Consider the following 25,163-nt stretch of genomic DNA (forward strand, 5'->3'; position numbering starts at 1 on the left):
AAGGAAACGATTTGGAAAGCCTGTTTACACTGCCTTTGGTGAATGGGGCCAAAGTCAGGATTCTACAGATTACTGATACCCATCTTTTTGCCGGTGAAGATGAAACGTTGTTAGGCGTGAATACGTTCAACAGCTATCGCGCAGTGCTGGACGCCATCAAAGCGCAACAGCGCGAAGTCGATATTATCGCGGCAACAGGTGACCTGGCACAGGATCAGTCGGTGGAAGCCTATCACCAGTTTGCCCGCGGTATCAGCGAGCTGACAGCGCCCTGCGTCTGGCTGCCGGGCAACCATGATTTCCAGCCTGCGATGGTGAATGCTTTGCAGGATGCGGGGATCAGCCCTTCGAAACACGTTCTGCTCGGTGAACACTGGCAAATTATCCTGCTTGATACGCAGGTGTTCGGTGTGCCGCACGGCGAGCTGAGCGACTATCAGCTGGAATGGATGGAACGCTGCCTGAATGCCTGTCCCGATCGTTTCACGCTGCTGATGTTGCATCACCATCCGCTGCCTTCAGGCTGTACATGGCTTGATCAGCACAGCCTGCGCAATGCGCATATGCTGGCGAACACGCTGGTGAATTACCCGAAAGTGAATACGCTTTTGTGCGGACATATTCATCAGGAACTGGATCTCGACTGGTATGGCCGCCGTCTTTACGCGACGCCGTCGACCTGCGTACAGTTCAAACCGCACTGCACCAATTTCACGATTGATACCGTTGCGCCGGGTTGGCGCTACCTTGATTTGTATCCGGATGGCCGTGTGGAGACTGAAGTCTTCCGTCTGGAAACCAGCGAGTTTCATCCTGACACGGAGTCGGACGGCTACGAATGAACACCTTACTTTACCTGCACGGATTCAACAGTTCTCCAAACTCGGCGAAAGCCACGGCGTTAAAAAACTGGCTATCGGTCAATCATCCCCATATCAATATGATTATCCCGCAATTACCGCCTTATCCGGCCGATGCGGCTGAAGAACTTGAGAGTCTGGTGATTAGCAATGCGGGTAAAAAACTGGGTATTGTCGGCTCCTCGCTTGGCGGCTATTACGCTACCTGGTTGTCGCAATGTTTTGCTGTGCCAGCCGTGGTGGTGAATCCCGCCGTGAAGCCTTACGAGCTGCTGATTGACTTCCTCGGGCAAAACGAGAACCCCTACACCGGCCAGCAATATGTGTTAGAGTCACGCCACGTTTACGATCTGAAAGTCATGCAGGTCGAACCGCTGGAGTCGCCGGATTTACTCTGGTTACTGCAGCAAACGGGCGATGAAATTCTCGATTACCGTCAGGCTGTGGCGTATTACACCACCTGTCGCCAGACGGTTGAACCCGAGGGGAATCATGCATTTGTCGGCTTTGAACGCTATTTTTCGCCGATTGTAGATTTCCTGGAACTGGCCGCAGACTAACATCGTCAGGGTGACTTTTTCCCCCGGATTTATAGCGTCTGCTTGCTGCCACTGCTTCCACCCGCCCACATACTGTATCGTTAGCCCACAAACCTATGAGCCACGAATAATCAACGATGAGCCAATCAACTTATAACGCGGATTCCATAGAGGTCCTCAGCGGACTCGAACCGGTGCGCCGCCGTCCGGGCATGTACACCGATACGACCCGGCCAAACCATCTCGGTCAGGAAGTTATTGATAACAGCGTGGATGAAGCATTAGCTGGCCATGCCAAACGCATTGAAGTGATCCTTCACGAAGATCAGTCTCTCGAAGTCATTGATGACGGTCGCGGCATGCCGGTGGATATCCACGCGGAAGAAGGCGTTCCGGCGGTCGAACTGATCTTCTGCCGTCTGCACGCAGGCGGTAAATTCTCCAACAAAAATTACCAGTTTTCCGGCGGCCTGCATGGCGTGGGGATCTCGGTGGTTAACGCCTTATCCAAACGTGTCGAAGTGGCGGTAAAACGCGGCGGCGAAGTGTATGAAATGGCGTTTGAAAATGGCGATAAAGTGCAGGATTTGCACGTTACCGGGACCTGCGGTAAGCGCAACACCGGAACCAGCGTGCATTTCTGGCCTGACGGCAGCTTCTTCGACAGCCCGCGTTTTTCAGTCAGCCGCCTCAGTCATTTGCTGAAAGCCAAAGCCGTACTGTGTCCGGGCGTGGAAATCCTGTTCAAAGATAAAGTGAATAACACCGAGCAACGCTGGTGTTATGACGATGGTCTGACTGATTACCTGATGGAAGCGGTTAACGGCCTGATTACTCTGCCTGAAAAAGCCTTTGTCGGTGCCTTTGCCGGGGATACCGAAGCGGTAGACTGGGCGCTGTTATGGCTGCCGGAAGGCGGCGAACTGCTGACTGAAAGCTACGTCAACCTGATCCCAACGATGCAGGGCGGTACGCATGTTAACGGCCTGCGTCAGGGCCTGCTCGATGCCATGCGTGAGTTTTGCGAATTCCGCAATATTCTGCCGCGCGGCGTGAAGTTGTCTGCGGAAGATATCTGGGAACGCTGTGCCTATGTGCTGTCGGTAAAAATGCAGGATCCGCAATTCGCCGGTCAGACTAAAGAACGTTTGTCTTCACGTCAGTGCGCGGCCTTTGTTTCCGGCGTGGTGAAAGATGCCTTCAGTCTGTGGCTGAACCAGAACGTTCAGGCGGCAGAACAGCTGGCGGAACTGTGCATTTCCAGTGCCCAGCGTCGTCTGCGCGCGGCCAAAAAAGTTGTGCGTAAGAAACTGACCAGCGGCCCTGCGCTGCCGGGTAAACTGGCTGACTGTACGTCACAAGATCTGAACATGACTGAACTGTTCCTGGTGGAAGGGGATTCCGCGGGCGGTTCTGCCAAACAGGCGCGCGATCGTGAATATCAGGCGATCATGCCGCTCAAAGGTAAGATCCTCAACACCTGGGAAGTCTCTTCCGATGAAGTGCTGGCCTCGCAGGAAGTGCACGATATTTCTGTGGCGATCGGTATCGATCCGGACAGCGAAGATCTGACCCAGCTGCGTTACGGCAAAATCTGTATCCTGGCGGATGCGGACTCCGACGGCTTGCACATCGCCACCTTGCTGTGCGCGCTGTTTGTTCGTCACTTCCGATCCCTGGTGCGTGGCGGTCATGTGTATGTGGCGATGCCGCCGTTATACCGTATCGATCTGGGCAAAGAAGTGTTCTATGCGCTGGATGAACAGGAAAAAGAAGGCGTGCTGGAGCAACTGAAACGTAAGAAAGGCAAGCCGAACGTACAGCGCTTTAAAGGGCTGGGTGAAATGAACCCGTTGCAGCTGCGCGAAACCACGCTCGATCCGAATACCCGCCGTCTGGTGCAACTGACGATCGACGAAGATGATATCGATCAGACGCTGCGTATGATGGATATGTTGCTGGCGAAGAAACGTTCTGAAGATCGCCGTAACTGGTTGCAGGAAAAAGGCGATACCGCCGAACTGGACGTCTGATCCTTTCGCCGCTGCCATAAAAAATGCCGGACGCTTTGCAGCGCCGGCATTTTTGTTTCTGAATCGACAGAAGTTCAGGAAATCAGGCTTTCTCAATAATGTGGATCACCACATCCAGTACGTCTGCTTTGATATTTTCGCGGTGCCTGTCCATATGCTCAGCCTGCTGATGCGCTTCGAGATGCGCCAGGCTTTCCCAGTCTTCCAGCATGAAAATGGAATCTGGCACGGTTTTGCGCCAGGGGATCTGTCCGTTGAAATCCACGTAAGGCTCATAACGATGGCAGCCTTTCTCAGCGAGAACGCTGGGCAGCAGTGCTGTAATTTTTTCCATGACCGAATCGCGACGGCCTGGTTTTACTTTGATTTCAGCAATAACAGTGATCATAAAAACCTCTTTCCCGGGTGACCCTCAACCTTAAGCCTGACCGAATACATTTTCAAGGTGAGCACGGTAGCGCGCGAAATCACCTTCCACATCAGGTTGTTTGATCACGTCGTTACACATAAAGGTTGGCAGCGTATCGAGGCCGATAAACTGATTGGCTTTGTGCTGTGCCATGTAAACGCCGTCAACGCCGACGCCGTGGAAGAACTGTTCTTTATCTTCGAATGCTTCTAAAGGCGCGTTCCATGTCACGGACAACATGTAGCATTTGCCGTGCAACAGGCCGCCGGAACCGTACTTTTTCGACTGATCGGAACGGGTACGGCCATCGCTGGCATACAGCTTGCCGTGGCCTTCGGTGAACACTTCATCAATGTATTTTTTCAGCGTCCACGGCATGCCCATCCACCAGCCCGGTTGCTGATAAATGATGGCGTCGGCCCACAGATAACTTTCGATTTCGGTCTGCACGTCGTAACCGTCTTCAAGAACAGTCACGCGCACGTCGTGACCTTTGTCGCGCAGGAAGCTGCCGGCGACCTCGGTCAGGCTGTTATTCAGCGCGCCTTTGGAGTGGGCAAAGGTCTTACCGGCATTGATAATCAGGATATTACTCATGCTTTTTCCTTATGGGGAATTCTTAAATTCTGGTTGTCAGGCTGTTATCACCCAGTGTACTCAACTCTGCATGGCCGAAAAATGTGATATTGCGCATAAGACTATTGACTCAGATGCAATAATTAAAGAAATAGCGCGGCAATTTAACCATTTTGTTGTGGAATAACTGTTTAAAAATAAGGCATAAACACAGCAACTGTGACAGTCATACGGCAGATGATGTACTATCGCGGACATCATTGCCTCGCGGCAGCGGACATTGCGCGCCTGCGGGTGCAAGCTTCCTTAATTTCCAAAACGATAACGCCACGGGTCTGAGGATTAAACATCAATGAGCGAAATGACTCATGACGGAACAGAGCGTTTAGCTCTGCACACGTTTACTGAGAACGCCTATCTCAACTATTCCATGTACGTCATCATGGACCGCGCGCTGCCGTTTATCGGTGACGGGCTCAAGCCGGTGCAGCGCCGTATTATTTACGCGATGTCCGAACTGGGCCTGAGTAATAACGCCAAATTCAAAAAATCCGCGCGTACCGTCGGTGATGTGCTGGGTAAATATCATCCGCATGGCGACAGCGCCTGCTATGAAGCCATGGTACTGATGGCGCAGCCGTTTTCTTACCGCTATCCGCTGGTCGACGGACAGGGAAACTGGGGCGCGCCGGATGACCCGAAATCCTTTGCGGCGATGCGTTATACCGAATCGCGCCTGTCAAAATATGCTGAAGTTCTGTTACGCGAATTAGGTCAGGGTACGGTCGATTATGTGCCGAACTTTGATGGCACGATGCAGGAGCCGAAAATGCTGCCTGCGCGTCTGCCAAATATTCTGCTTAACGGGACGACCGGCATTGCGGTCGGGATGGCGACCGATATTCCGCCGCATAACATTCGTGAAGTGGCCGCCGCTGCGGTGGCATTGCTTGAGAAACCGAACAGCTCACTCGAAGACCTGCTGGAATTCGTGCAGGGGCCTGATTTCCCGACGGAAGCTGAGATCATCACGCCGCGTCATGAAATCCGCAAAATGTACGAATCGGGTAAAGGTTCGGTGCGTATGCGTGCGGTCTGGCACAAAGAGGATGGCAGCGCCGTGATCACCGCGCTGCCGCATCAGGTTTCCGGTGCGAAGGTGCTGGAGCAAATCGCTGGCCAGATGCGTGCCAAAAAGCTGCCAATGGTTGAAGACCTGCGTGATGAATCAGATCACGAAAACTCGACCCGTCTGGTCGTCGTGCCACGCTCCAACCGTATCGATCTGGATCAGGTGATGAATCATCTGTTTGCGACGACCGATCTGGAACGCAGCTACCGCATTAACATGAACATGATCGGTCTTGATCACCGTCCGCAGGTCAAAGGACTGGTTGAGATCCTGACGGAATGGCTGGCTTACCGCCGCGATACCGTACGCCGTCGTCTGAACTTCCGCCTTGATAAGGTGCTGAAACGCCTGCATATCCTCGAAGGCTTGCTGACAGCGTTCCTCAATATCGATGAAGTGATCCACATCATCCGTACGGAAGATGAGCCGAAACCGGTACTGATGCAGCGTTTCGAACTGTCAGATACGCAGGCTGAAGCTATCCTTGAGTTGAAATTGCGCCATTTGGCGAAACTCGAAGAAACCAAAATCCGTGGTGAGCAGGATGAGCTGGCAAAAGAGCGCGATCAGTTGCAGGCATTGCTGGCGTCAGAACGCAAACTCAGCACACTGATCCGTAAAGAGATTCAGGCTGATGCCGACGCCTTTGGTGACGAGCGCCGTTCGCCAATCACTGAACGTGAAGAAGCGAAGGCGATGAGCGAGCACGATTTCATTCCGTCCGAACCGGTGACTATCGTGTTGTCTGAATCAGGCTGGGTGCGCAGCGCCAAAGGTCATGACATTGATGCTTCCGGTCTGAGTTATAAAGCCGGTGACAGTTTCCGCGCGGCGGCCAAAGGCAAGAGCAATCAGCCGGTGGTGTTTATGGATTCCACCGGCCGCAGTTATGCGCTCGATCCGACTACGCTGCCTTCCGCGCGTGGTCAGGGCGAACCGCTGACCGGCAAACTGACACCGCCGCCGGGCGCAACCATTGAGCATGTACTGATGGCGGCGGACGACCAGAAACTGCTGATGGCATCGGATGCCGGTTATGGTTTCGTTTGTACCTTCAATGATTTAGTGGCGCGTAACCGTGCCGGTAAAGCGATGATCACGTTGCCGGATAACGCCAAAGCCTTCCCGCCAATGGAACTTCATGGCAATGACGATATGTTGTTGTCGATCACTGCCGCAGGACGTATGTTGCTGTTCCCGGTGGCGGATCTGCCGCAGTTGTCGAAAGGCAAGGGTAACAAAATTGTTTCAATTCCGGCGGCGCAGGCAGCCAGTGGCGAAGATAAACTGGCATGGTTACTGGTTCTGCCACCGCAAACGTCGATCACACTGCATGTCGGTAAACGTAAGCTGGTTCTCCGTCCGGAAGACCTGCAGAAATTCCGTGCCGAACGTGGACGGAAAGGAACCCTTCTGCCGCGCGGGCTGCAACGTATTGATCGCGTTGAAGTCGATTCCCCTGTCCGCGCCGGTGGTGGTGACAGCGAAGAATAAGTCTGCTGTTGACCGGCAAAATCAGGGCACATTTGTGCCCTGAAATCTTTCGATGGAATTCAGTGGCCTGAGACTGTCGCGCAGTGCAAAGATTTTACATTTGTATTAATAAAACCGTTGTGCCGTGTTGAATGAGGCTTGAGAATAGTTCACCGCACAGGGAGCGAAACTGCACAGGTTTCTTACCGGCTTCGGCTGTAGTTTTAAGAGGATGTTATGTTATTTATTTTGCGTCTGATTATCGTGGTGATTTACTCAATTCTGGTCAGTGTTTTTGGTTGCATCTACTGTCTTTTCAGCCCGCGTAATCCGAAACACGTGGCGACATTTGGTAAGTTGTTTGGCCATCTTGCCCCGGTATTAGGCCTGCGCGTTGAAAAACGCATTCCGGCAGAAGCCGTGAATAACGGCAACTGTATATATATTGCCAACCATCAAAATAATTACGACATGGTGACGGCGTCATCGGTGGTGATGCCCGGTACAGTCACCGTGGGTAAAAAAAGCCTGGCCTGGATCCCATTCTTTGGTCAGCTGTACTGGCTTACCGGTAATCTGCTGATTGATCGTGATAACCGCGCCAAAGCGCACGGCACCATTGCGCAGGTCGTGGCCCAGATTAAGAAAAAAAATCTGTCGATCTGGATGTTTCCGGAAGGTACCCGCAGCCGTGGCCGCGGCCTGATGCCGTTCAAAACCGGCGCATTCCACGCGGCGATTGCCGCCGGTGTGCCGATCGTGCCGATTTGCGTATCGAATACCAGCAACAAGGTGAAGTTAAACCGCTGGTCTAACGGGCTGGTGATTGTCGAAATTCTGCCACCGATCGACACCAGCGGTTACACCAAAGAACGCCTGCGTGAATTGTCCGATCACTGCCGTCAGATTATGGCGGACAAAATCGCCGAGCTGGATGCCGAAGTTGCCCGGCGTGAAGCCGCTGCAAAAAAATAAGATTCAGTTTATGCCACTCTTCCCGCTGCCATTGATGGCGGCGGCGTTCAATACAGTTTATGGTTTTGTTTTCATGGAGAAGATATGTCACTCAGTCGTCGCTCGTTCCTGCAAGCCTCCGGCGTGGCTCTTGCCGCAGGTGCTCTGCCTTTAAAAGCAGAAGCGAGTGGTTCGCAACCGGCATTACCTGTTCCCCCGCTGCTGGAATCGCGCCGCGGGCAACCGCTGTTTTTAACATTGCAGGCCGCGCACTGGTCATTCCTCGGCGGCGCAAAGGCACCGGTCTGGGGCATTAATGGCATGTATCTTGGCCCGACTGTCAAAGTACACAGCGGCGATGACGTCAAACTTATTTACAGCAACCGTCTGGCTGAACCGGTTTCCATGACCGTTAGCGGTTTGCTTGAGCCGGGAACATTAACCGGTGGCGCGGCGCGTCTGATGCAACCGGGGGTCGACTGGTCACCGGTGTTGCCTATTCGGCAGGCGGCGGCGACCTGCTGGTATCACGCCAATACGCCTGACCGCATGGCGCCGCATGTTTACAACGGGCTGGCGGGCATGTGGATTGTTGAAGATGAAGTCAGTAAGAACCTGCCATTACCGAATCACTACGGCGTTGATGATTTCCCGCTGATCATTCAGGACAAGCGTCTGGATGGGTTCGGCGTGCCGCAATATGACACCCCGGCGTCCGGTGGGTTCTTCGGTGACACCATGCTGGTCAACGGTGTGCAAAGCCCTTATGTCGAGGTTTCGCGAGGCTGGGTGCGTTTGCGCTTGCTGAATGCGTCGAATGCCCGCCGTTACGAACTGAGCATGACGGATAACCGCGCGTTTCACGTCGTGGCTTCTGATCTGGGTTTCCTGCCTGCGCCAATGACCGTTAAACGTCTGTCGCTCGGGCCGGGAGAACGCCGCGAAGTGCTGGTGGATATGTCGCAGGGCGAAGAAGTGTCGATTACTGCCGGTGAAGCCGCAGGCGTGATGGACAGACTGCGTGGCCTGTTTGAGCCATCAAGCATTCTGGTGTCGACGATCGCCCTGACGCTCAAACCTACTGGCCTGTTGCCGCTGGTGACGGATAATCTGCCGATGCGTTTGCTGGCTGATCAGATCCTCTCCGGTAACGTTGTCCGTACCCGTGATTTGCGTCTCGGCGACAGTGAACCGGGAATCAACGGCGCGATGTGGGATATCAACCGTATCGATCTGACCGCGCAGCAGGGCACCTGGGAACGCTGGACAGTTCATGCGGACATGCCGCAGACATTCCATGCAGAAGGCGTGTCCTTCCTGGTGAAAAGCGTCAACGGTGCCGCACCGCTGGTGGAAGATGCCGGATTCAAAGACACGGTCTGGGTGGATGGCGATGTCGAATTACTGGTGTATTTCAATCAGCCTTCCTATGAGCATTTCCCGTTTGTCTACCGCAGCGGAGCGCTGGAACTGGCCGATCGTGGCTCAGCGGGAAATATGCTGGTTCAGCCATCGATGTAACCGTGTTCCGCCCAAACAAAAACCCGCCACGGCGGGTTTTTGTTTTTAGGGCATTGACTGAATAGCTTACAGCCCTTTTTCCGGATCCGGCCCCAGACGTTGTCCTTTATCCAGCTTGGTGACTTCCGCCAGTTCTTCCTTCTCCAGTTTAAAATCAAACACGTCGAAGTTTTCACGGATACGTTTTGGTGTCACCGATTTCGGGATAACAATCAGCCCGTTATCCAGATGCCAGCGGATGACAATCTGCGCAGGTGTCTTGTCATATTTTTCTGCCAGTTTCTGGATCAGCGGCTGATCAAATACCCCTTCGCCGCCCTGCGCCAGCGGGCTCCAGGATTCGGTGGCGATGGTGTGGGTGGCATTCCAGGCGTGCAACTGGCGCTGTTGCATCAGCGGGTGTAGCTCAATCTGATTCACAACAGGGAAAATACCGGTTTCGTCTTTCAGCTTCTGCAAATGTTGCAGCGGGAAATTACACACACCGACACTTTTTGCCAACCCTTGCTCTTTTAGTTTCAGCAGGGCTTTCCAGGCATCGACGTAATGACCCTGTGCCGGTTGTGGCCAGTGGATCAGGTACAAGTCGACATAATCTGTTTTCAGCTTTTTCAGGCTGGTTTCCAGCGCCTGTGGCGCGTTTAGCTGATCGTCATTCCACAGCTTAGTGGTGATAAACAGCTCTTCGCGTGGCACGAGGTTAGCGGCAATGGCTTCGCCGACGCCTTCCTCATTTTTGTAGATGGCGGCGGTATCAATGTGGCGATAACCGGTTTCAATCGCCGTTTTCACCGCACTGGAGGCTTCCTGATTACTGGCTTTCCATACGCCAAGTCCTAACTGAGGCATCAGATTGCCATCGTGAAGTTTGATGATGGGTTGCGTTGCCATGAGTTTCTCCTTTCAGGGCAGAGTGCCCGCCGGAATGCACGGGCACCGTGTAGGGATTGACGTTAAGTCTAGTTAACGAAACGGCATCTTGCTGAGCAGGCTACGTATATTCAGACCGGTAAGATGCTTAAGCGTTCATATCCAGCACCACGCGGTAGCGCGCTTTGCCTTCATGCAGATGCTCAACGGCATCATTGATTTTGCTCAGCGGGAAGTGCTCAACCTGCGGCGTAATGTCATGACGGGCGCAGAACGCCAGCATGTCAGCAAGGCGGGAAGGGGAACCGGTCGGTGAACCGGAGATTTCTGCCTGTTTGCTGATAAGCGCCATCACATGCAGCGGTACCGCTTCCGGCACCACGCCCACAAAGTGCAGACGGCCTTTCGGGGCGAGTGCACCGATAATGGCGTCCCAGTCCAGCGAGGCATTGGCGGTCACCATAATAAAGTCCAGCTGACCGGCGATTTTCTTCAGTTCTTCGCTGTCACGGGTGGCAATAACACGGTGCGCACCGAGCGATAATGCTTCATCACGTTTTGCCAGTGATGACGTAAATGCAGTGACTTCACAGCCCCAGGCATTCAGGAAGCGCAGCGCCATGTGGCCTAAACCGCCGATGCCAATCACGCCGACACGGTGAGTTGGCAGTACGCCAAACTGCAGCAGCGGGTTGAAGACGGTGATACCGCCACAGAACAAGGGACCGGCGCTGGTGATATCCACGCCTTCCGGCAGCGGGATCGCCCATGCCCAGTGGCTGCGGATACGGTCAGCGAAGCCGCCGTGATGGCCGATGATGGTGGCTTCTACGTCATGACAAAGGTGCTGATCGCCGGACATACAAGGGTGACAGTGCATACAGCTGCCCCGGTTCCAGCCAACGCCGACAATCTGGCCGACTTTCAGCCCTTTGTTTTGCGCATGGTTACCGATTTTGACGATTTTACCGACCACTTCATGACCCGGTACGAACGGATACTGCGTGATACCCCAGTCGTTGTTGAGCATCGACAGATCCGAGTGGCAAACGCCGCAGTAATCAATCGCGACTTCAATTTCTTCATCGCCGATCGGACCGGCATCATACGGGAACGCTTCCAGTGGCTGATTCGGACCGGCAGCGGCCCAGGCGTTAAAGGTGTTTTCAGCAGCAGGTGCAGACATAAAATCCTCCGAACTTTCGGGTTAGACAAATAATGAGTTGAAATAAGGAGTTATCAGAAAAAAGAATCGGTGACCGAAAGTCGCTCACGATCAGCGAATGAAAAGTGCGTTCATACAGACTAGCAGTTCATCGCATTTATGCAGGTGTGTCCCCCTGCGGAAGGCGACATTAACTGTAAGAGAAAATGGGCGACAGGAAGATGCACATTTCTGCCGGAGTCTTGCCTGATTCTGCTTGTCTCTGTAGGAAAGCAGGGAGTTATGGCAGAATCAGTGCCAGTTTATTGAATATGGGGAGCGAAATGATGGAAAACGTGAACAGTTTGTGCGCCCGTATGGCAGCCAGAGTCGCGCAACTCAGCGGCGATAACAGCCTGACACCGTCGGCAGTACCGCAGGTGACGCTGATGTACACCACGCGATACCATCCCCGTCAGCCTGTTTTGTATAATCCCGGCATCGTGATCCTTTTTCAGGGGCGAAAAGTCGGTTATCTGCGCAAGAAAACCTTTTCTTACGATCCGCACAATTATCTGATGCTGACCGTGCCGCTGCCTTTCGAATGTGAAACCTTCAGCAGCCCCGAAGAGCCGCTGGCCGGGATTCAGATCAGTATTGATAACCTGATGTTGCAGGATTTACTGATGGATATGGGCGACGAAAGCGTGGTACGTCAGAAAGAACCTTCAACCGGTATCAACTCCGGCGTACTGGATGGCGATATTTTGTGTGCCACGGAGCGTCTGCTGGATGTGATGGATAAGCCACTACATGCCCGTATTCTGGGGCCGAAGATTATCCGCGAAATCCTGTTCTTTATTCTGACCAGCGAAAACGGCGGGGCGTTACAGGCACTGGTTAACCGCCATACGCATTTCAGCCAGATTGCCAAATCCCTGCGCAGGATTGAAGCGCAATACGCCGACAATCTGAGTGTGGAAGCGCTGGCCAGTGAAGTGAACATGAGTATTTCCGCGTTTCACCATAATTTCAAAGCCGTCACCAGCACCTCACCGCTGCAGTACCTGAAAACTTATCGTCTGCACCGCGCGCGGACGCTGATGATTTTTGATGGTGTGAAAGCCAGCGTGGCGGCACTCCAGGTCGGGTATGAAAGCGCCTCGCAGTTCAGTCGCGAATTTAAGCGTTATTTCGGCGTCACACCGAGTGATGAGATGGCGCGTCTGCGTGAAGGGAGTTCCGGTGTGCTGGCGTTAGCGGATGTGGCGTTGAAAGCCTGAACAGTGAGTTCAGGCCCGGCATTTGCGTTTCTTCCATACCACCACCAGCCCGCCAAACAACCCCATCACCAGCAACAGAACCGGTAAAATCATCAGCCCCGCCATGACCTGATCTTCATGGCGTTTGACCAGCGGAATGTGGCTCAGTGCGAACCCGAGGGAGATCACCACACCAACCCACAAAATGGCGCTCAGCCAGTTAAAGAACTGGAAGCGGGCATTGTTCAGCCCTGAGATGCCCGCCATGGTAGGCAGCAGGGTGCGGACAAACGCCAGAAAACGGCCAACCAGCAGTGCCATCAGCCCGTGTTGTATAAACATATGATGTGCGCGCTGATGATAATGCGCCGGAAGTTGCAGCAGCCAGCCTTTCACCAGCCGGGTATGTCCGAGCCAGCGGCCCTGAATATAGCTCAGCCAGCAGCCCAGGCTGGCAGCGATAACCAGAATAATCAGGGTAGGGAAGAAGCTCATGACACCTTTGGCAATCAGCGCACCGGTCAGCAGAAGCAGGCTGTCACCGGGCAGGAAAGAGGCGGGAAGCAGTCCGTTTTCAAGAAAAAGCGTGGCGAACAGAACCGCGTAAATCACCCAGAGAAGTTTCGGGTCGGCGAGCATACTGAAATCATGCTGCCAGAGCGCATGAAAAATGTCGCAAATAACGGCCATATTCTGTCCTGTTTCTGTTCATTAAAAACTGTCACTTACCAGTGTACCGCGATTTGCGCCGGAAGACGTTGATCTGCGGCTACTGCGAAAAAGACAGAATGCCCCGGCAGATTTCACCGGGGCTGGAGAGAGCTTACAGATTATTCTCATTTTGCGAACGAAAATACGTCAGACACCTTACCGATCTGCGCGGTGGGTCGCAATCTGTATGGCTCAGGATGTCGTAATCCGTTCAAAGGCTGTTGAAAGATCGGCGATCAGGTCGTCACAATTTTCCAGCCCGATATGCAACCGCACCAGCGTACCGCTGAAATCCACGGTTTCAGCCGGACGTATCGCCTGAATTTCTTCCGGCTGATTGGCCAAAACCAGTGATTCAAAACCGCCCCAGGAATAGGCCATGCTGAAATGGTCGAAGTGATCGAGGTAGTCGGAAAGTTGCTGTTTGCTCAGACGCTGTTTCAGCACGAAAGAGAACAGTCCGCAACTGCCGGTGAAATCACGTTTCCAGAATTCATGGCCTTTGCTGCCGGGTAATGCGGGATGATTGACCACTGCCACTTCCGGTCGCTCTGCCAGCCATCGCGCAATGCGGAGACTGCTTTCTGCATGTTGTTTCAGCCGCACGGCCAGGGTGCGCAAACCGCGGCTCGCCACATACGCGGTGTCGGCATCGGCCATCTGGCCCATCAGATACGAATGTTCCCGCAGTTGCTCCCAGCAACGTGCGTTCGACACAGCGGTGCCAATCATGGCATCGGAATGGCCGACAATATATTTGGTGCCCGCCTGAATCGAAATATCGATATCGAATTCCAGCGCTTTAAACAGAATACCCGCCGCCCACGTGTTGTCGATCATGATGACAACGTCCGGGTTCACTGCCCGCACGGCTTGCACCATCGCCGGAATATCCGGGACTTCCAGGGTGATCGAGCCCGGCGATTCCAGGAACACCACTTTGGTGTTGGGTTGCATCAGCGTACCTAACGCTGCACCGACAGTGGACGGAAAATAAGTGGTGGATACACCGAGTTTTTTCAGCACTTTTTCGCAGAAATCCTGCGTTGGTTCGTAGGCGGAACCGGCCACCAGAATGTGGTCGCCGCTGCTGACAAATGACAGCACAGCGTTACTGACGGCCGCCGCGCCACACGGATACAGCGCACAGCCCGCGCCGCCTTCCAGCTCCACCATCGCCTCCTGGAAGGAGAAATGCGTCAGTGTGCCACGGCGTCCGTAGAACAGCTCACCATTGGCGCGGTTGGCGGTGGCGTGTTTCTTGTCAGCCACGGTATCAAACACCAGCGACGAGGCGCGCTGGATCACGGCATTCACTGAACCCTGTGTGAACTTCTTGTCACGTCCGGCGCTGACCAGCGCGGTTTCAATTTTCTTAGACGACATAATCCGTATTTCACCCTGTTTTGTAGCGCGGCGCGCTCTGACATCCGCTGATATACCATTAACTTAACATGATGAATTTAAGGGATCAGGCTTTTGGCGGGTGGATGAGAAAATTTCAGCCAGCCGGGCAAAAAAAGCCCGTCATGACGACGGGCAAGGGAGAAACACGTTCTGACCTCAGCCGGTATAAACGCCAAACAGTTTGGGGAGGAACAGCGAAATGGTCGGGATGTACGTCACCAGTAGCAGCACCACAAACAGCACGCAGTAGAACGGCATCATGGCCCTGACGACATTCTCGATGCTTTGCTTGCTGACCGCGCTGGCGACAAATAACACCGAGCCGACCGGTGGCGTGATCAGGCCGATCCCCAGATTCACCAGCATGATCATGCCGAAATGCACCGGGTCGATGCCGAGCGATAACACGACGGGTAACAGCACCGGCGTCAGGATCAGAATGATCGGTGCCATGTCCATCAGCGTGCCGATCACCAGCAGCATGATGTTGATCCACATGAGGATCACGTACTTGTTGTCAGAAATGGAGGTGAAAAATTCGGTGATGCGCATCGGCAACTGCATGTAGGTCATCACCGCGCCAAAACTGGCGGCAAAGCCTATCAGGATCATCACGATGCTGACGGTTTTCACCGTGCGATACATCAGTTTCGGCAGTTCGCTCCATTTGTAATCGCGGTAGATAAACATCGTGACGAAGAATGACCACAAACAGGCGATCGCTGCGGATTCCGTGGCGGTAAATATCCCGCTGAGGATCCCGCCCATGATGATGACAATAGTCATCAGGCCCCACAGCGTATCGATAAAAATCTTCAGCGCCTGGCGGAACGGCACGCGCTCACCTTTCGGGTAACCGCGTTTGTGCGCGAACACGACGCACATCACCATCAGCGTCAGACTGAGCAATAAACCGGGCAAAATACCGGCGATGAACAGCGCGGCGATAGACACCGTACCGCCGGTCGCCAGCGAGTAAATCACCGAGTTGTGGCTGGGTGGTGTCAGGATGGCCTGCACCGAGCCGCTGGCGGTGACCGCCGCCGCAAAGTCACGCGGATAACCTTTTTTCTCCATTTCCGGGATCATCACCGAACCGATAGACGCGGTATCTGCGACGGAAGAACCGGAAATTGCTCCGAAGAATGTCGATGCCACGATATTTACCAGCGACAGCCCGCCGCGGATAAACCCGACAAAGATATAGGCAAAACTGACCAGCCTGCGGGCGATCCCTCCCTCGGCCATGATCGCACCCGCCAGAATAAAGAACGGGATCGCCAGCAGGGAAAATTTGTTCACACCGTTGGTGAGCTGGATCATCAGCGCTTCAAACGGCAGGTCAATCCACCAGGCACCCACCAGTGCACTCAGCCCCACGGCGTAAGCGACCGGCACGCCAATCGCCAGCATTACGGCCAGCGTTAACAATAAGATTAATGCATCCATAACAGGCTCCGGTCAGGCGTCAGAATTGCCCAGCATCACCACAGGCCGCTGATGTTGCGGGCCGGCAATGATCTGCTCAATGATGAATAACAGCGTCAATGCAGAACCTACAGGCAGCGGCAGATAGGTCTGTCCGGCGGTCAGCAGCGGGAATTCCGCCACCGGCTGTTGCCAGAGTTCACTGCACAATTGCAGGCTGTACCAGAAAATAAACACGCTGATGGCCAGCATCATCAGGTCAGCAAGCAGGGCTGAGAATTTTTTCAGCGCAGGCGGCAGGCGGTCAGTGACCATGGCCACCACAATGTGCGAACCGGCGCGGTAACTGACGGCGGCACCGATAAAGGTGAACGTCACCATGCACATAATCGCGATCGGCTCCGGCCACGACAGGGCGCTGTTCATCACGTAACGGGCGAAGATCCCAACCGGGATCACCGCCACCATCAGCAGCAACGCGATACCCGCGAGCCACATCGCGCCGCGGTAAAGAATGTCCATCAGGGTGTGATAACTCGAAACCATAAATCCCCCGGCGAGTGATCAGAAAGAGGCAGCCCGCAGGCTGCCGGTGTCAGGGTTTATTTAACATCAGCAATTTGCTGCATCAGATCCTGATGGTCTTTGCCGAATTCATCGCGCACGGATTGCGTGGCTTTGACATACGTCGCAGGGTCAATCTCATAGAATTGCACGCCGCCTGCTTTCATGGTGGCGAGGGCTTTCTCGTTATAGGCTTTCCACAGTTCGCGTTGTTCATCCTGCGCTTCTTTCGCCAGTTTGAGGATTAACTGCTGGTCTTCCGGTTTCAGTTTGTCCCATTTCACTTTTGAATACAGGAACAACTCCGGGATAATGAAATGGCGGCTGTAGGTGTAGTTTTTCACCACCGGCAGATAGTTGTGGGCGACAAATGTCGGCGGGTTGTTTTCGGTGCCATCAATGACGCCGGTCTGCATGCCGCTGAATACTTCACTGACACCCATTGCCACCGGGTTTGCACCCATCGCTTTCAGCGTTGCCAGCGCAATCGGGCTGCCCTGTACGCGGATTTTCATGCCGTGCAAATCTTCCGGTTTCACCACCGGTTTTTTGGTGATCAGGTTACGCGTGCCGCCATCCATCCAGCCGAGAAAGACCAGCCGCGAATTCGGGTTGCTGGTGATTTTATCGCCGATTTCTTTACCGATCTGACCGTCGAGCACTTTGTGCATATGGTCTTCGTCACGGAAAATATAGGGCAGGGTGAACACATTAATTTCCGGCAGAATCGAAGCAACCGGCGTCATCGACACACGGATGATATCCAGCGCACCGAGCTGCGCCTGTTCAATTTCCTGCTTTTCATCCCCCAGCACGCCGCCCGGAAACGTTTTAATTTCGAGGCGTCCGTCCGTTTGTTTTTGCAGTTTTTCGCCCATGTGCTGAACGGCGACGACGTTGGGATAGCCTTGCGGATGTACGTCAGCGGCTTTCAGCGTCTGTGCTGACACGCCATGTGTAAATAAAAGGGTCGCGGAACTCAGGCAAAGGCTGAGAAGTGCTTTTTGCATTTTCATCAGTTTGTCTCCAGGGTACTCGGTAAGAGAAAGATAAATGTGAACAAGTATCGAACTGGACGGGCGCAGAGGCGTTGCCGATTCATTTTGAAAAATGTCTAAATAAGCTTTTAAATGATAGGGATACATGACGCGCCGGTGTGCGGTTTTCACCAGTGGAAGCACATTACCTTATTTTTCGTTGTGCGGTATTTGAGCGTTATCACAAACTAGCAACAAATGTAAAAAGCTGTTGCTTAATATTTAAAACGTTGTTTTGACTTGAGTAATGATATTCAGATGATTGATTTACTGCGTAATTTTTTTTGAAAGTGTGACGCAGGTTAAATTGTTCAACCCTTGTACAAACAGGAAAAACCTTGTCATCTGTCAATGACACGCTGGCCGCCAGGCGTGACAATGTAAATAATAATGAGAACGACTATCAATTAGGGCTTTTTTTTTGATATCATTCGGCGTTATTCATTCCTTTTACATACTGATTCTGGCTGGAGGCGACGCGTGAAAACGGCTCGCAATAAGATGAAAGAGGCGACCTCATTACTGATGTCGTTAATGTTGGTTGCTGGTCTGAGCGGCAACGCGATGGCTGCACCTGCGACGCCGGCTGGACAAGCCGTCAGTTCTGCTGCAACCCAACCGGCACCGGCTGCACCGGCGACCGGCGACGCCACGCGTGCTCCGGTGATGCAACCCGCGCCAACAGAGACGGCACCTGTCATTCCAACCGATTTGTCTGTTATGGGCATGTATCATCACGCTGATGTGGTGGTGAAGACCGTCATGATCGGTCTGCTGCTGGCTTCTGTGGTCACCTGGGCATTGTTATTCAGCAAGGGTGCAGAAGTCTTCACGGGTAAACGTCGTATGCGCCGTGAATTTGATGCGTTGTCTTCCGTTCGTACTCTGGACGAAGCCGCCGAGCAGGCTGAAAGTTTTGCCGCCAGCAGCATCAGCGCGCAGATGATCCGCGATGCGCAGAACGAGCTGGAACTGTCTGCCGGATCAACGGACAACAACGGCATTAAAGAACGTACCGGTTTCCGCCTTGAGCGCCGCGTCAGCGCCGCTGGCCGTTACATGGGCCGTGGTAACGGTATTCTGGCGACCATCGGGGCTATTTCGCCGTTCGTCGGCCTGTTCGGTACCGTATGGGGCATCATGAACAGCTTCATCGGTATCGCACAGACGCAGACCACCAATCTGGCAGTCGTCGCACCGGGTATCGCCGAAGCCTTACTGGCGACGGCGGTGGGGCTGGTTGCGGCCATTCCTGCGGTGGTGATCTACAACATTTTCGCCCGTACCATTACCTCTTACCGTCATCAGGTAGGCGATGTGGCGGCGCAGATTATCCTGTTACAGGGCCGTGATTTGGATCTGGCTGCCAGCGAAGGCAATGCGCCACGCGGTCAGACAGGTCAGTTACGCGTAGGGTAAGAACAGATTATGGCTATTCGGTTAAACGACGATATCGACGAAAGTGGTGAAATGCATGACATCAACGTCACGCCTTTTATCGACGTCATGCTGGTATTGCTGATTATCTTTATGGTGGCGGCACCGCTGGCCACCGTGGATGTGCGGGTGGATTTACCGGCTTCGACGGCGAAACAGCAGCCGCGTCCGGAGAAACCGATTTTCCTGTCGGTAAAAGCGGACAAGCAACTGTTTCTCGGCGACACACCCGTGAACGGCAGTAATCTGACCGCCATGCTGGATGAGCGTACTCAGGGCAATAAACAGAGTACGATTTTCTTCCGTGCGGATAAGAGTGTTGATTACGAAACGCTGATGAGTGTGATGGATAACCTGCGTAAAGCCGGTTACCTGAAAGTCGGGCTGGTCGGCGCAGAACAAACCGGTGCCACGGCGGCGCAGTAAGTTGTGAATCAAATCAGACGCACAAAAAAGGCCAGCATTTGCTGGCCTTTCGTTTATCTGAAGATGGGTCACTCAGGTCACCGGTGCCGGGTTAAACACCGCCAGCGCATTGTGAATGCCCCAGGTGTCTGACCAGGTTTTCTTGCGGCCGCTGGCGATGTCCAGAATGAAGTGGAACAGTTCCCAGCCCACATCCTCGATAGTGGCATCACCGGTCGCAATTGTCCCGGCATTGATATCCATCAGGTCGTGCCAGCGGTTTGCCAGTGTGGTGCGCGTTGCCATTTTAATCACCGGCACGGCCAGCAGGCCGTATGGCGTACCGCGCCCGGTGGTGAATACCTGAACGGTAATACCGGAAGCCAGTTGCTGTGTCCCGCAGACAAAATCGCTGGCAGGTGTGGCGGCGAAAATCAGGCCTTTTTTGGTCGGACGTTGTCCGGGAGACAACACTTCTGAAATCGCGCTGGTACCGGATTTAGCAATGGAGCCCAGCGCTTTTTCAACCACGTTAGCCAGACCGCCTTTTTTGTTGCCCGGAGACGGGTTGGCGCTGCGGTCGGTCTGACCCAGCGACAGATAATTATCGTACCAGGCCATTTCTTCCAGCAGACGTTTGCCCACGTCGACATCAGCGGCACGCGGTGTCAGCAGGTGGATGGCGTCGCGGACTTCTGTCACTTCCGAGAACATCACCGTTGCGCCGCAGCGCACCAGCAGATCAGAAGCGTAACCGACAGCAGGGTTTGCGGTTACGCCTGAGAAGGCGTCGCTGCCGCCGCACTGCGTGCCGACCACCAGATCGGAAGCCGGGCAGGTTTCGCGCTGGCGGCGGTTCAGGCGTTCCAGATGAAATTGTGCGACGGTCAGAATATCGTCCACCATTGACTGGAAGCCGACATGCTGCTCATCCTGCAAACGCACAATGTGCGTGTCATCGAGTGAAATCGCCTGCACATCCGGTGTGCCTTCCAGCAGACGTTCCGGTTGTAATTTCTCACAGCCCAGGCCGACCACCATGACTTCGCCGCCAAAGTTCGGGTTCAGCGCCAGATTGTGGATGGTGCGGATCGGCACGATCGCCGCAGGGGCGTTAATCGCCACACCGCAGCCGTACAGGTGATTCAGTGCCACGACGCCATCGACATTGGGGAATTTCGGCAGTAAATCACGTTCAATGATTTTCACCACGTAATCCACCACGCCCGCCACACAGTGCACGCTGGTGGTGATCCCCAGCAGATTTTTGGTGCCGACGCTGCCGTCGGCATTGCGGTAACCTTCAAAGGTATAACCTTCGAGCGGTGGCAGCGCTGGCGGCACACGGGTGGCCAGCGGCAGGCTGTTCAGCTCAGGGGCAACCGGTAATTCCACCAGCGATTCGTCAATCCATCCGCCCTGTGCGATATCCCGTACGGCATAACCAATGACTTCTCCGTAACGAATAATGTCGCCGCCTTTGGCAATGGTTTCTAACGCCACTTTATGGCCTTGCGGAATATGCTCAATTAATTCCAGACCATTAGCAAATCGGGTGCCGGCTTTTAAGCCATTGTCATTCACAATAATCGCCACGTTATCGCTTTCATGAACTTTAATAAAAAGCGCTTCGGTAGCGTGTTCTTTATCTTTATTACGTGACATAACTGTCTCCGCGTTTATTAAACATCCCGGAACAAAAAATTCCGGTTAATTCTCTGAAGTGGGCGCTCAATAATGTTCTTGTAAACATGCTCGGGTAATACAGGGTATGGTGTCCATTATAAGGCAGTCTTCCGGGAACCTCATTGTGCAACTGACCAGCTTTTTGCCTGATGAGCGTCATTCTGTGTGGCAGTTGACAGAATAAATGTGATGTAAATCACCCTTTGATTTGCGCGGTTATCACCTCTGCACAATCTGTGATTCTCCTCCCACACCGATGTGTGTATGCAAAAGAATAGTCACAATCAGCAGGGCTATTCTTGGGCGAATGCACAGTGTTATTTCCGGGCCTCTTTTTTATACTGTTCTGGCCCTCTGAAGGTGACGTTGAAAGTAATACAGGTAAATTTCAGGCGATCATAAATAAAGCATTTATTGCCTGTTTCGAATTAAGAAACTGTACGGCGAATAACCCCAGGTGAATGAAAAACGTTATTTCGATAGCGATAAGCTGCCTGAAAAATTTTCGCATTATGACAATGAGGGTCACCATGAACATTCAATCTCAGTCCCGGACAATCGCGCAGAGTAAGGTGCGGACCCATATCCGTTACTATATTCTGCTGATTATCTTTTTAATCACGGCGGTGAATTATGCTGACCGCGCAACGCTCTCTATCGCGGGAACTGAGGTCGCGCGTGAGCTGGGCCTGGATGCTGCCGACATGGGACAAATCTTTGCCGCGTTCGGCTGGGCTTATCTGATTATGCAATTGCCCGGCGGCTGGCTGCTGGACAGATTTGGCTCCAAAAAAGTGTACACCTACAGCCTGTTCTTCTGGTCGCTGTTCACCCTGTTGCAGGGCTTTGTGGGTTGGTTCCCGCTGGCATACGGCGCACTGACGCTGTTCATGCTGCGTTTCATGCTCGGCTTCTCAGAAGCCCCGTCCTTCCCGGCAAACGCCCGTATCGTGGCAGCCTGGTTTCCGACCACGGAACGCGGCACGGCCTCCGCTATTTTTAACTCCGCACAGTATTTCTCGCTGGCGCTGTTCTCACCATTACTGGGCTGGCTGACCTACGCCTGGGGCTGGGAACATGTTTTCATCGTCATGGGCGTGATTGGTTTTGTGCTGACGCTGGTGTGGATCAAATTTATTCACAACCCGCCGGAACATCCGAATATCTCTAAAAGTGAGCTGGAGTATCTGAAAGACGGCGGTGCCGTTGTCGACATTGACCATAAGAAAACGGACAGCGCAAACAGCGGCCCGAAATGGAGCTATGTTCGTCAGATGCTGAGCAGCCGCATGATGCTGGGGATCTTCTTCGGGCAGTATTTTATTAACAGTATTACGTGGTTCTTCCTGACCTGGTTCCCGATTTATCTGGTTCAGGAAAAAGGCATGTCTATTCTTAAAGTCGGGATGATTGCTGCAATCCCTGCGTTGTGTGGTTTTGCGGGCGGTGTGCTGGGCGGCGTGTTCTCAGATTTTCTGATCAGACGCGGCTACTCGCTGACTGTGGCGCGTAAAATTCCTATCGTGCTGGGCATGTTATTAGCCACCAGCATCATTTTGTGTAACTACACGGACAATAACGTACTGGTCGTCACCCTGATGGCGCTGGCGTTCTTTGGTAAAGGCTTCGGGGCGCTCGGCTGGCCGGTGATTGCGGATACCGCGCCAAAAGAAGTCATTGGCCTGTGCGGCGGCATTTTCAACGTGTTCGGTAACGTGGCATCCATCGTGACGCCGCTGGTGATCGGTTACATCGTGAAAGGTCTGCACTCTTTCAATATGGCATTAATTTTTGTGGGCTGTTCAGCACTGATGGCGATGCTTTGCTATCTGCTGGTGGTCGGCGATATCAAACGTCTGGAACTTAAGAAACAGTAAATTGCGATGCGGGGTAATCCGGGCATCCCGGCTCTGCCCCCTTTTATGAGGTCAGATATGAGTAACCAAATGATTCCAAACCGGTTCCGTCAGGACTTATTGCAAGGAAAAACCCTGATTGGCTGTTGGTCAGCATTATCCAGCCCGATTTCAACTGAAGTGCTGGGTGTGGCGGGTTTTGACTGGCTGCTGCTTGATGGTGAACATGCGCCGAATGACGTTGGCACGTTTGTGCCGCAACTGATGGCGCTGAAAGGCAGCCGCAGCGCGCCGGTCGTTCGTCCGCAATTTAATGATCCGGTGGTGATTAAACGTCTGCTGGACATCGGTTTCTACAACTTCCTGATCCCGTTTGTGGAAACGCAGGAGCAGGCAGAACTGGCTGTAGCGTCTACCCGTTATCCGCCAGCCGGGATCCGTGGCGTTTCCGTTTCGCATCGCAGCAACATGTTCGGCACCGTGCCGGATTACTTCAACCTTATCAATGACAACATCGCAGTGATGGTGCAAATCGAAAGCCAGCAGGGCGTCGACAATCTGGATGCCATTGCCGCCGTTGACGGCATTGATGGCATTTTCGTCGGCCCGAGTGATCTGGCCGCAGGCATGGGGCATCTCGGCAATGCCGGGCACCCGGATGTGCAGGCCGCCATCCGTCACATTTTTGCGCGTGCAAAAGCACACGGCAAACCGAGCGGTATTCTGGCACCGGTTGAAGCGGATGCCCGTCGTTATCTGGAGTGGGGCGCGACCTTTGTGGCCGTCGGCAGTGATTTAGGCGTTTTCCGCGCAGGAACTCAGGCGCTGTGCGATCGCTTCACCCAGTGATCCGCTCTCATTACATCAATATAAAGAGGATACCCGCATGAAAATTGGCTTTATTGGTTTAGGCATCATGGGCAAGCCTATGAGCAAAAACCTGCTGAAAGCAGGTTATGAGCTGGTCGTTATGGACCGCAATCCGGATACCGTAGGCGAAATTGTCAAACTCGGCGCGACGGCAGCAGACACGCCAAAAGCGGTAGCGGCGGTTTCCGACGTGATCATCACGATGTTGCCAAACTCGCCACAGGTGAAAGAGGTGGCGCTGGGTGAAAATGGTCTGATTGAGGGCGCGCGGCCGGGGACGATTTTCATCGACATGAGTTCTATCGCCCCGCTGGCAAGTCGTGAAATCAGTGAAGCGCTGGCTGCTAAACACATCGCGATGCTCGATGCGCCGGTCTCCGGTGGCGAACCCAAAGCCATCGACGGCACCATGTCCGTGATGGTGGGCGGCGACAAAGCCGTGTTTGATAAATGCTATGAAATCATGAAATCCATGGCGGGTTCCGTGGTGCACACCGGTGATATCGGTGCGGGCAACGTGACCAAACTGGCGAACCAGGTGATTGTGGCGCTGAACATTGCGGCGATGTCAGAAGCGCTGGTACTGGCAACCAAAGCGGGCGTCGATCCGGATCTGGTTTTCCAGGCCATTCGTGGTGGCCTGGCGGGCAGTACCGTGCTGGAAGCGAAAGCACCAATGGTGATGGATCGCAACTTTAAGCCGGGATTCCGTATTGATTTACACATCAAAGATTTAGCCAACGCGCTGGACACCTCACACGGTGTCGGCGCACAACTGCCTCTGACCTCGCTGGTCATGGAAATGATGCAGGCATTGAAAGCGGATGGTCACGGGCAATCTGACCATAGCGCCATTGCACGCTATTATGAAACCTTAGCGAAGGTTGAAGTTACCCGTTAGTCTGCGGCGGCCGCGCGGCACCCGACACGGGAGGCGCGTGGCCCTGCAGGCAGGATGCAAAACTGACAGGACGCTTTTCCACATCGGC

The 25,163-nt window shown here is 53.7% G+C and carries 22 protein-coding genes; 12 read left to right on the plus strand and 10 right to left on the minus strand.

What is annotated here, in order from left to right:
• The first annotated feature begins 11 nt into the window (after window positions 1-11).
• From cpdA to parE, 3 genes are all read left to right on the plus strand, one after another.
• Window positions 12-842 (plus strand): 3',5'-cyclic-AMP phosphodiesterase, encoded by an 831-nt coding sequence (cpdA, locus tag RAHAQ2_RS03145; protein WP_015695862.1) that lies wholly within the window; start codon window positions 12-14, stop codon window positions 840-842.
• Entirely contained in the window at window positions 839-1,420 is a 582-nt protein-coding gene (gene yqiA, locus RAHAQ2_RS03150) for an esterase YqiA (protein WP_015695863.1), read from the plus strand. The genes cpdA and yqiA overlap by 4 nt, the downstream gene beginning before the upstream one ends.
• 116 nt (window positions 1,421-1,536) lie before the next feature.
• Window positions 1,537-3,432 carry a DNA topoisomerase IV subunit B gene (gene parE, locus RAHAQ2_RS03155; protein ID WP_015695864.1) on the plus strand — a complete coding sequence of 632 codons (1,896 nt, stop codon included), beginning with the start codon at window positions 1,537-1,539 and terminating at the stop codon, window positions 3,430-3,432.
• A gap of 82 nt (window positions 3,433-3,514) precedes the next feature.
• Here parE and RAHAQ2_RS03160 read toward each other — a convergent pair whose 3' ends face one another.
• Together RAHAQ2_RS03160 and RAHAQ2_RS03165 are read right to left on the minus strand one after the other, a co-directional pair.
• A complete protein-coding gene (locus RAHAQ2_RS03160) occupies window positions 3,515-3,820 on the minus strand; it encodes a putative quinol monooxygenase (protein WP_015695865.1) in 306 nt (101 codons plus the stop codon).
• Between the two features lie 30 nt (window positions 3,821-3,850).
• Window positions 3,851-4,438 carry an NAD(P)H-dependent oxidoreductase gene (locus tag RAHAQ2_RS03165; protein WP_015695866.1) on the minus strand — a complete coding sequence of 196 codons (588 nt, stop codon included), beginning with the start codon at window positions 4,436-4,438 and terminating at the stop codon, window positions 3,851-3,853.
• Window positions 4,439-4,769: 331 nt separating this feature from the next.
• Between RAHAQ2_RS03165 and parC the strand changes: the two genes are divergently transcribed.
• The 3 genes from parC (at window position 4,770) to ftsP (ending at window position 9,497) form a co-directional block, all read left to right on the plus strand.
• A complete protein-coding gene (gene parC, locus RAHAQ2_RS03170; RefSeq protein ID WP_015695867.1) occupies window positions 4,770-7,043 on the plus strand; it encodes a DNA topoisomerase IV subunit A in 2,274 nt (757 codons plus the stop codon).
• A 216-nt stretch (window positions 7,044-7,259) separates the two neighbouring features.
• Window positions 7,260-7,997, plus strand: coding sequence for a 1-acylglycerol-3-phosphate O-acyltransferase (locus RAHAQ2_RS03175; protein ID WP_015695868.1), 738 nt, complete (start codon window positions 7,260-7,262; stop codon window positions 7,995-7,997).
• An 84-nt stretch (window positions 7,998-8,081) separates the two neighbouring features.
• Complete coding sequence (ftsP, locus tag RAHAQ2_RS03180; protein ID WP_015695869.1) at window positions 8,082-9,497, plus strand: cell division protein FtsP; 1,416 nt, start codon at window positions 8,082-8,084, stop codon at window positions 9,495-9,497.
• A 66-nt stretch (window positions 9,498-9,563) separates the two neighbouring features.
• Here ftsP and dkgA read toward each other — a convergent pair whose 3' ends face one another.
• Both dkgA and ahr read right to left on the minus strand, forming a co-directional pair.
• A complete protein-coding gene (gene dkgA, locus RAHAQ2_RS03185; RefSeq protein ID WP_015695870.1) occupies window positions 9,564-10,388 on the minus strand; it encodes a 2,5-didehydrogluconate reductase DkgA in 825 nt (274 codons plus the stop codon).
• 127 nt (window positions 10,389-10,515) lie between these two features.
• Window positions 10,516-11,553 carry an NADPH-dependent aldehyde reductase Ahr gene (gene ahr, locus RAHAQ2_RS03190; protein WP_015695871.1) on the minus strand — a complete coding sequence of 346 codons (1,038 nt, stop codon included), beginning with the start codon at window positions 11,551-11,553 and terminating at the stop codon, window positions 10,516-10,518.
• A gap of 305 nt (window positions 11,554-11,858) precedes the next feature.
• Here ahr and RAHAQ2_RS03195 point away from each other — a divergent pair, with 305 nt between their 5' ends.
• On the plus strand, window positions 11,859-12,794 hold the full coding sequence (locus RAHAQ2_RS03195; protein ID WP_015695872.1) for an AraC family transcriptional regulator: 936 nt from the start codon (window positions 11,859-11,861) through the stop codon (window positions 12,792-12,794).
• Between the two features lie 9 nt (window positions 12,795-12,803).
• Here RAHAQ2_RS03195 and RAHAQ2_RS03200 read toward each other — a convergent pair whose 3' ends face one another.
• The 5 genes from RAHAQ2_RS03200 to RAHAQ2_RS03220 all read right to left on the minus strand — a co-directional run bounded on the left by RAHAQ2_RS03200 (window position 12,804) and on the right by RAHAQ2_RS03220 (window position 17,899).
• Window positions 12,804-13,463 (minus strand): DedA family protein, encoded by a 660-nt coding sequence (locus RAHAQ2_RS03200; protein ID WP_015695873.1) that lies wholly within the window; start codon window positions 13,461-13,463, stop codon window positions 12,804-12,806.
• Window positions 13,464-13,676: 213 nt separating this feature from the next.
• On the minus strand, window positions 13,677-14,870 hold the full coding sequence (gene metC / locus RAHAQ2_RS03205; protein ID WP_015695874.1) for a cystathionine beta-lyase: 1,194 nt from the start codon (window positions 14,868-14,870) through the stop codon (window positions 13,677-13,679).
• 177 nt (window positions 14,871-15,047) lie between these two features.
• Window positions 15,048-16,340, minus strand: a complete 1,293-nt coding sequence (locus tag RAHAQ2_RS03210; RefSeq protein ID WP_015695875.1) for a TRAP transporter large permease — start codon at window positions 16,338-16,340, stop codon at window positions 15,048-15,050.
• Between the two features lie 12 nt (window positions 16,341-16,352).
• Window positions 16,353-16,865: a TRAP transporter small permease gene (locus RAHAQ2_RS03215; protein WP_015695876.1), complete on the minus strand. Its 513-nt coding sequence runs from the start codon at window positions 16,863-16,865 to the stop codon at window positions 16,353-16,355.
• A 56-nt stretch (window positions 16,866-16,921) separates the two neighbouring features.
• Window positions 16,922-17,899 (minus strand): TRAP transporter substrate-binding protein, encoded by a 978-nt coding sequence (locus tag RAHAQ2_RS03220; RefSeq protein WP_015695877.1) that lies wholly within the window; start codon window positions 17,897-17,899, stop codon window positions 16,922-16,924.
• A 522-nt stretch (window positions 17,900-18,421) separates the two neighbouring features.
• Here RAHAQ2_RS03220 and exbB point away from each other — a divergent pair.
• Both exbB and exbD read left to right on the plus strand, forming a co-directional pair.
• The gene (gene exbB / locus RAHAQ2_RS03225; RefSeq protein WP_238532070.1) at window positions 18,422-19,339 is read left to right on the plus strand and encodes a tol-pal system-associated acyl-CoA thioesterase; all 918 of its coding nucleotides are present in this window, start codon (window positions 18,422-18,424) and stop codon (window positions 19,337-19,339) included.
• Window positions 19,340-19,348: 9 nt separating this feature from the next.
• The gene (gene exbD / locus RAHAQ2_RS03230) at window positions 19,349-19,783 is read left to right on the plus strand and encodes a TonB system transport protein ExbD (protein ID WP_015695879.1); all 435 of its coding nucleotides are present in this window, start codon (window positions 19,349-19,351) and stop codon (window positions 19,781-19,783) included.
• A 72-nt stretch (window positions 19,784-19,855) separates the two neighbouring features.
• Here the strand turns inward: exbD and garD are convergent, their stop codons facing one another.
• Entirely contained in the window at window positions 19,856-21,427 is a 1,572-nt protein-coding gene (gene garD, locus RAHAQ2_RS03235) for a galactarate dehydratase (protein ID WP_015695880.1), read from the minus strand.
• Between the two features lie 551 nt (window positions 21,428-21,978).
• Here garD and RAHAQ2_RS03240 point away from each other — a divergent pair.
• The 3 genes from RAHAQ2_RS03240 to garR are packed head-to-tail and all read left to right on the plus strand — an operon-like array spanning window position 21,979 to window position 25,075.
• Entirely contained in the window at window positions 21,979-23,325 is a 1,347-nt protein-coding gene (locus tag RAHAQ2_RS03240) for an MFS transporter (RefSeq protein ID WP_015695881.1), read from the plus strand.
• A 57-nt stretch (window positions 23,326-23,382) separates the two neighbouring features.
• Entirely contained in the window at window positions 23,383-24,153 is a 771-nt protein-coding gene (gene garL / locus RAHAQ2_RS03245) for a 2-dehydro-3-deoxyglucarate aldolase (RefSeq protein ID WP_015695882.1), read from the plus strand.
• The gene (gene garR, locus RAHAQ2_RS03250; RefSeq protein ID WP_269430062.1) at window positions 24,137-25,075 is read left to right on the plus strand and encodes a 2-hydroxy-3-oxopropionate reductase; all 939 of its coding nucleotides are present in this window, start codon (window positions 24,137-24,139) and stop codon (window positions 25,073-25,075) included. Before garL ends, garR begins: the two co-directional genes overlap by 17 nt.
• The last annotated feature ends 88 nt before the right edge of the window (window positions 25,076-25,163 follow it).

It is taken from the genome of Rahnella aquatilis CIP 78.65 = ATCC 33071 (genome assembly GCF_000241955.1).
Taxonomy (GTDB): domain Bacteria; phylum Pseudomonadota; class Gammaproteobacteria; order Enterobacterales; family Enterobacteriaceae; genus Rahnella; species Rahnella aquatilis.

Bases quoted from the DNA above. Each gene is read 5' to 3' on its own strand.
- RAHAQ2_RS03200 (WP_015695873.1), bottom strand. From the start codon at position 13,463: ATGGCCGTTATTTGCGACATTTTTCATGCGCTCTGGCAGCATGATTTC.
- parC (WP_015695867.1), top strand. From the start codon at position 4,770: ATGAGCGAAATGACTCATGACGGAACAGAGCGTTTAGCTCTGCACACG.
- ftsP (WP_015695869.1), top strand. From the start codon at position 8,082: ATGTCACTCAGTCGTCGCTCGTTCCTGCAAGCCTCCGGCGTGGCTCTT.
- RAHAQ2_RS03165 (WP_015695866.1), bottom strand. From the start codon at position 4,438: ATGAGTAATATCCTGATTATCAATGCCGGTAAGACCTTTGCCCACTCC.
- exbB (WP_238532070.1), top strand. From the start codon at position 18,422: ATGAAAGAGGCGACCTCATTACTGATGTCGTTAATGTTGGTTGCTGGT.
- metC (WP_015695874.1), bottom strand. From the start codon at position 14,870: ATGTCGTCTAAGAAAATTGAAACCGCGCTGGTCAGCGCCGGACGTGAC.
- RAHAQ2_RS03160 (WP_015695865.1), bottom strand. From the start codon at position 3,820: ATGATCACTGTTATTGCTGAAATCAAAGTAAAACCAGGCCGTCGCGAT.
- RAHAQ2_RS03175 (WP_015695868.1), top strand. From the start codon at position 7,260: ATGTTATTTATTTTGCGTCTGATTATCGTGGTGATTTACTCAATTCTG.
- ahr (WP_015695871.1), bottom strand. From the start codon at position 11,553: ATGTCTGCACCTGCTGCTGAAAACACCTTTAACGCCTGGGCCGCTGCC.
- yqiA (WP_015695863.1), top strand. From the start codon at position 839: ATGAACACCTTACTTTACCTGCACGGATTCAACAGTTCTCCAAACTCG.
- RAHAQ2_RS03240 (WP_015695881.1), top strand. From the start codon at position 21,979: ATGAACATTCAATCTCAGTCCCGGACAATCGCGCAGAGTAAGGTGCGG.
- RAHAQ2_RS03220 (WP_015695877.1), bottom strand. From the start codon at position 17,899: ATGAAAATGCAAAAAGCACTTCTCAGCCTTTGCCTGAGTTCCGCGACC.
- exbD (WP_015695879.1), top strand. From the start codon at position 19,349: ATGGCTATTCGGTTAAACGACGATATCGACGAAAGTGGTGAAATGCAT.
- parE (WP_015695864.1), top strand. From the start codon at position 1,537: ATGAGCCAATCAACTTATAACGCGGATTCCATAGAGGTCCTCAGCGGA.
- garD (WP_015695880.1), bottom strand. From the start codon at position 21,427: ATGTCACGTAATAAAGATAAAGAACACGCTACCGAAGCGCTTTTTATT.
- RAHAQ2_RS03210 (WP_015695875.1), bottom strand. From the start codon at position 16,340: ATGGATGCATTAATCTTATTGTTAACGCTGGCCGTAATGCTGGCGATT.
- dkgA (WP_015695870.1), bottom strand. From the start codon at position 10,388: ATGGCAACGCAACCCATCATCAAACTTCACGATGGCAATCTGATGCCT.
- RAHAQ2_RS03215 (WP_015695876.1), bottom strand. From the start codon at position 16,865: ATGGTTTCGAGTTATCACACCCTGATGGACATTCTTTACCGCGGCGCG.
- RAHAQ2_RS03195 (WP_015695872.1), top strand. From the start codon at position 11,859: ATGGAAAACGTGAACAGTTTGTGCGCCCGTATGGCAGCCAGAGTCGCG.
- garL (WP_015695882.1), top strand. From the start codon at position 23,383: ATGAGTAACCAAATGATTCCAAACCGGTTCCGTCAGGACTTATTGCAA.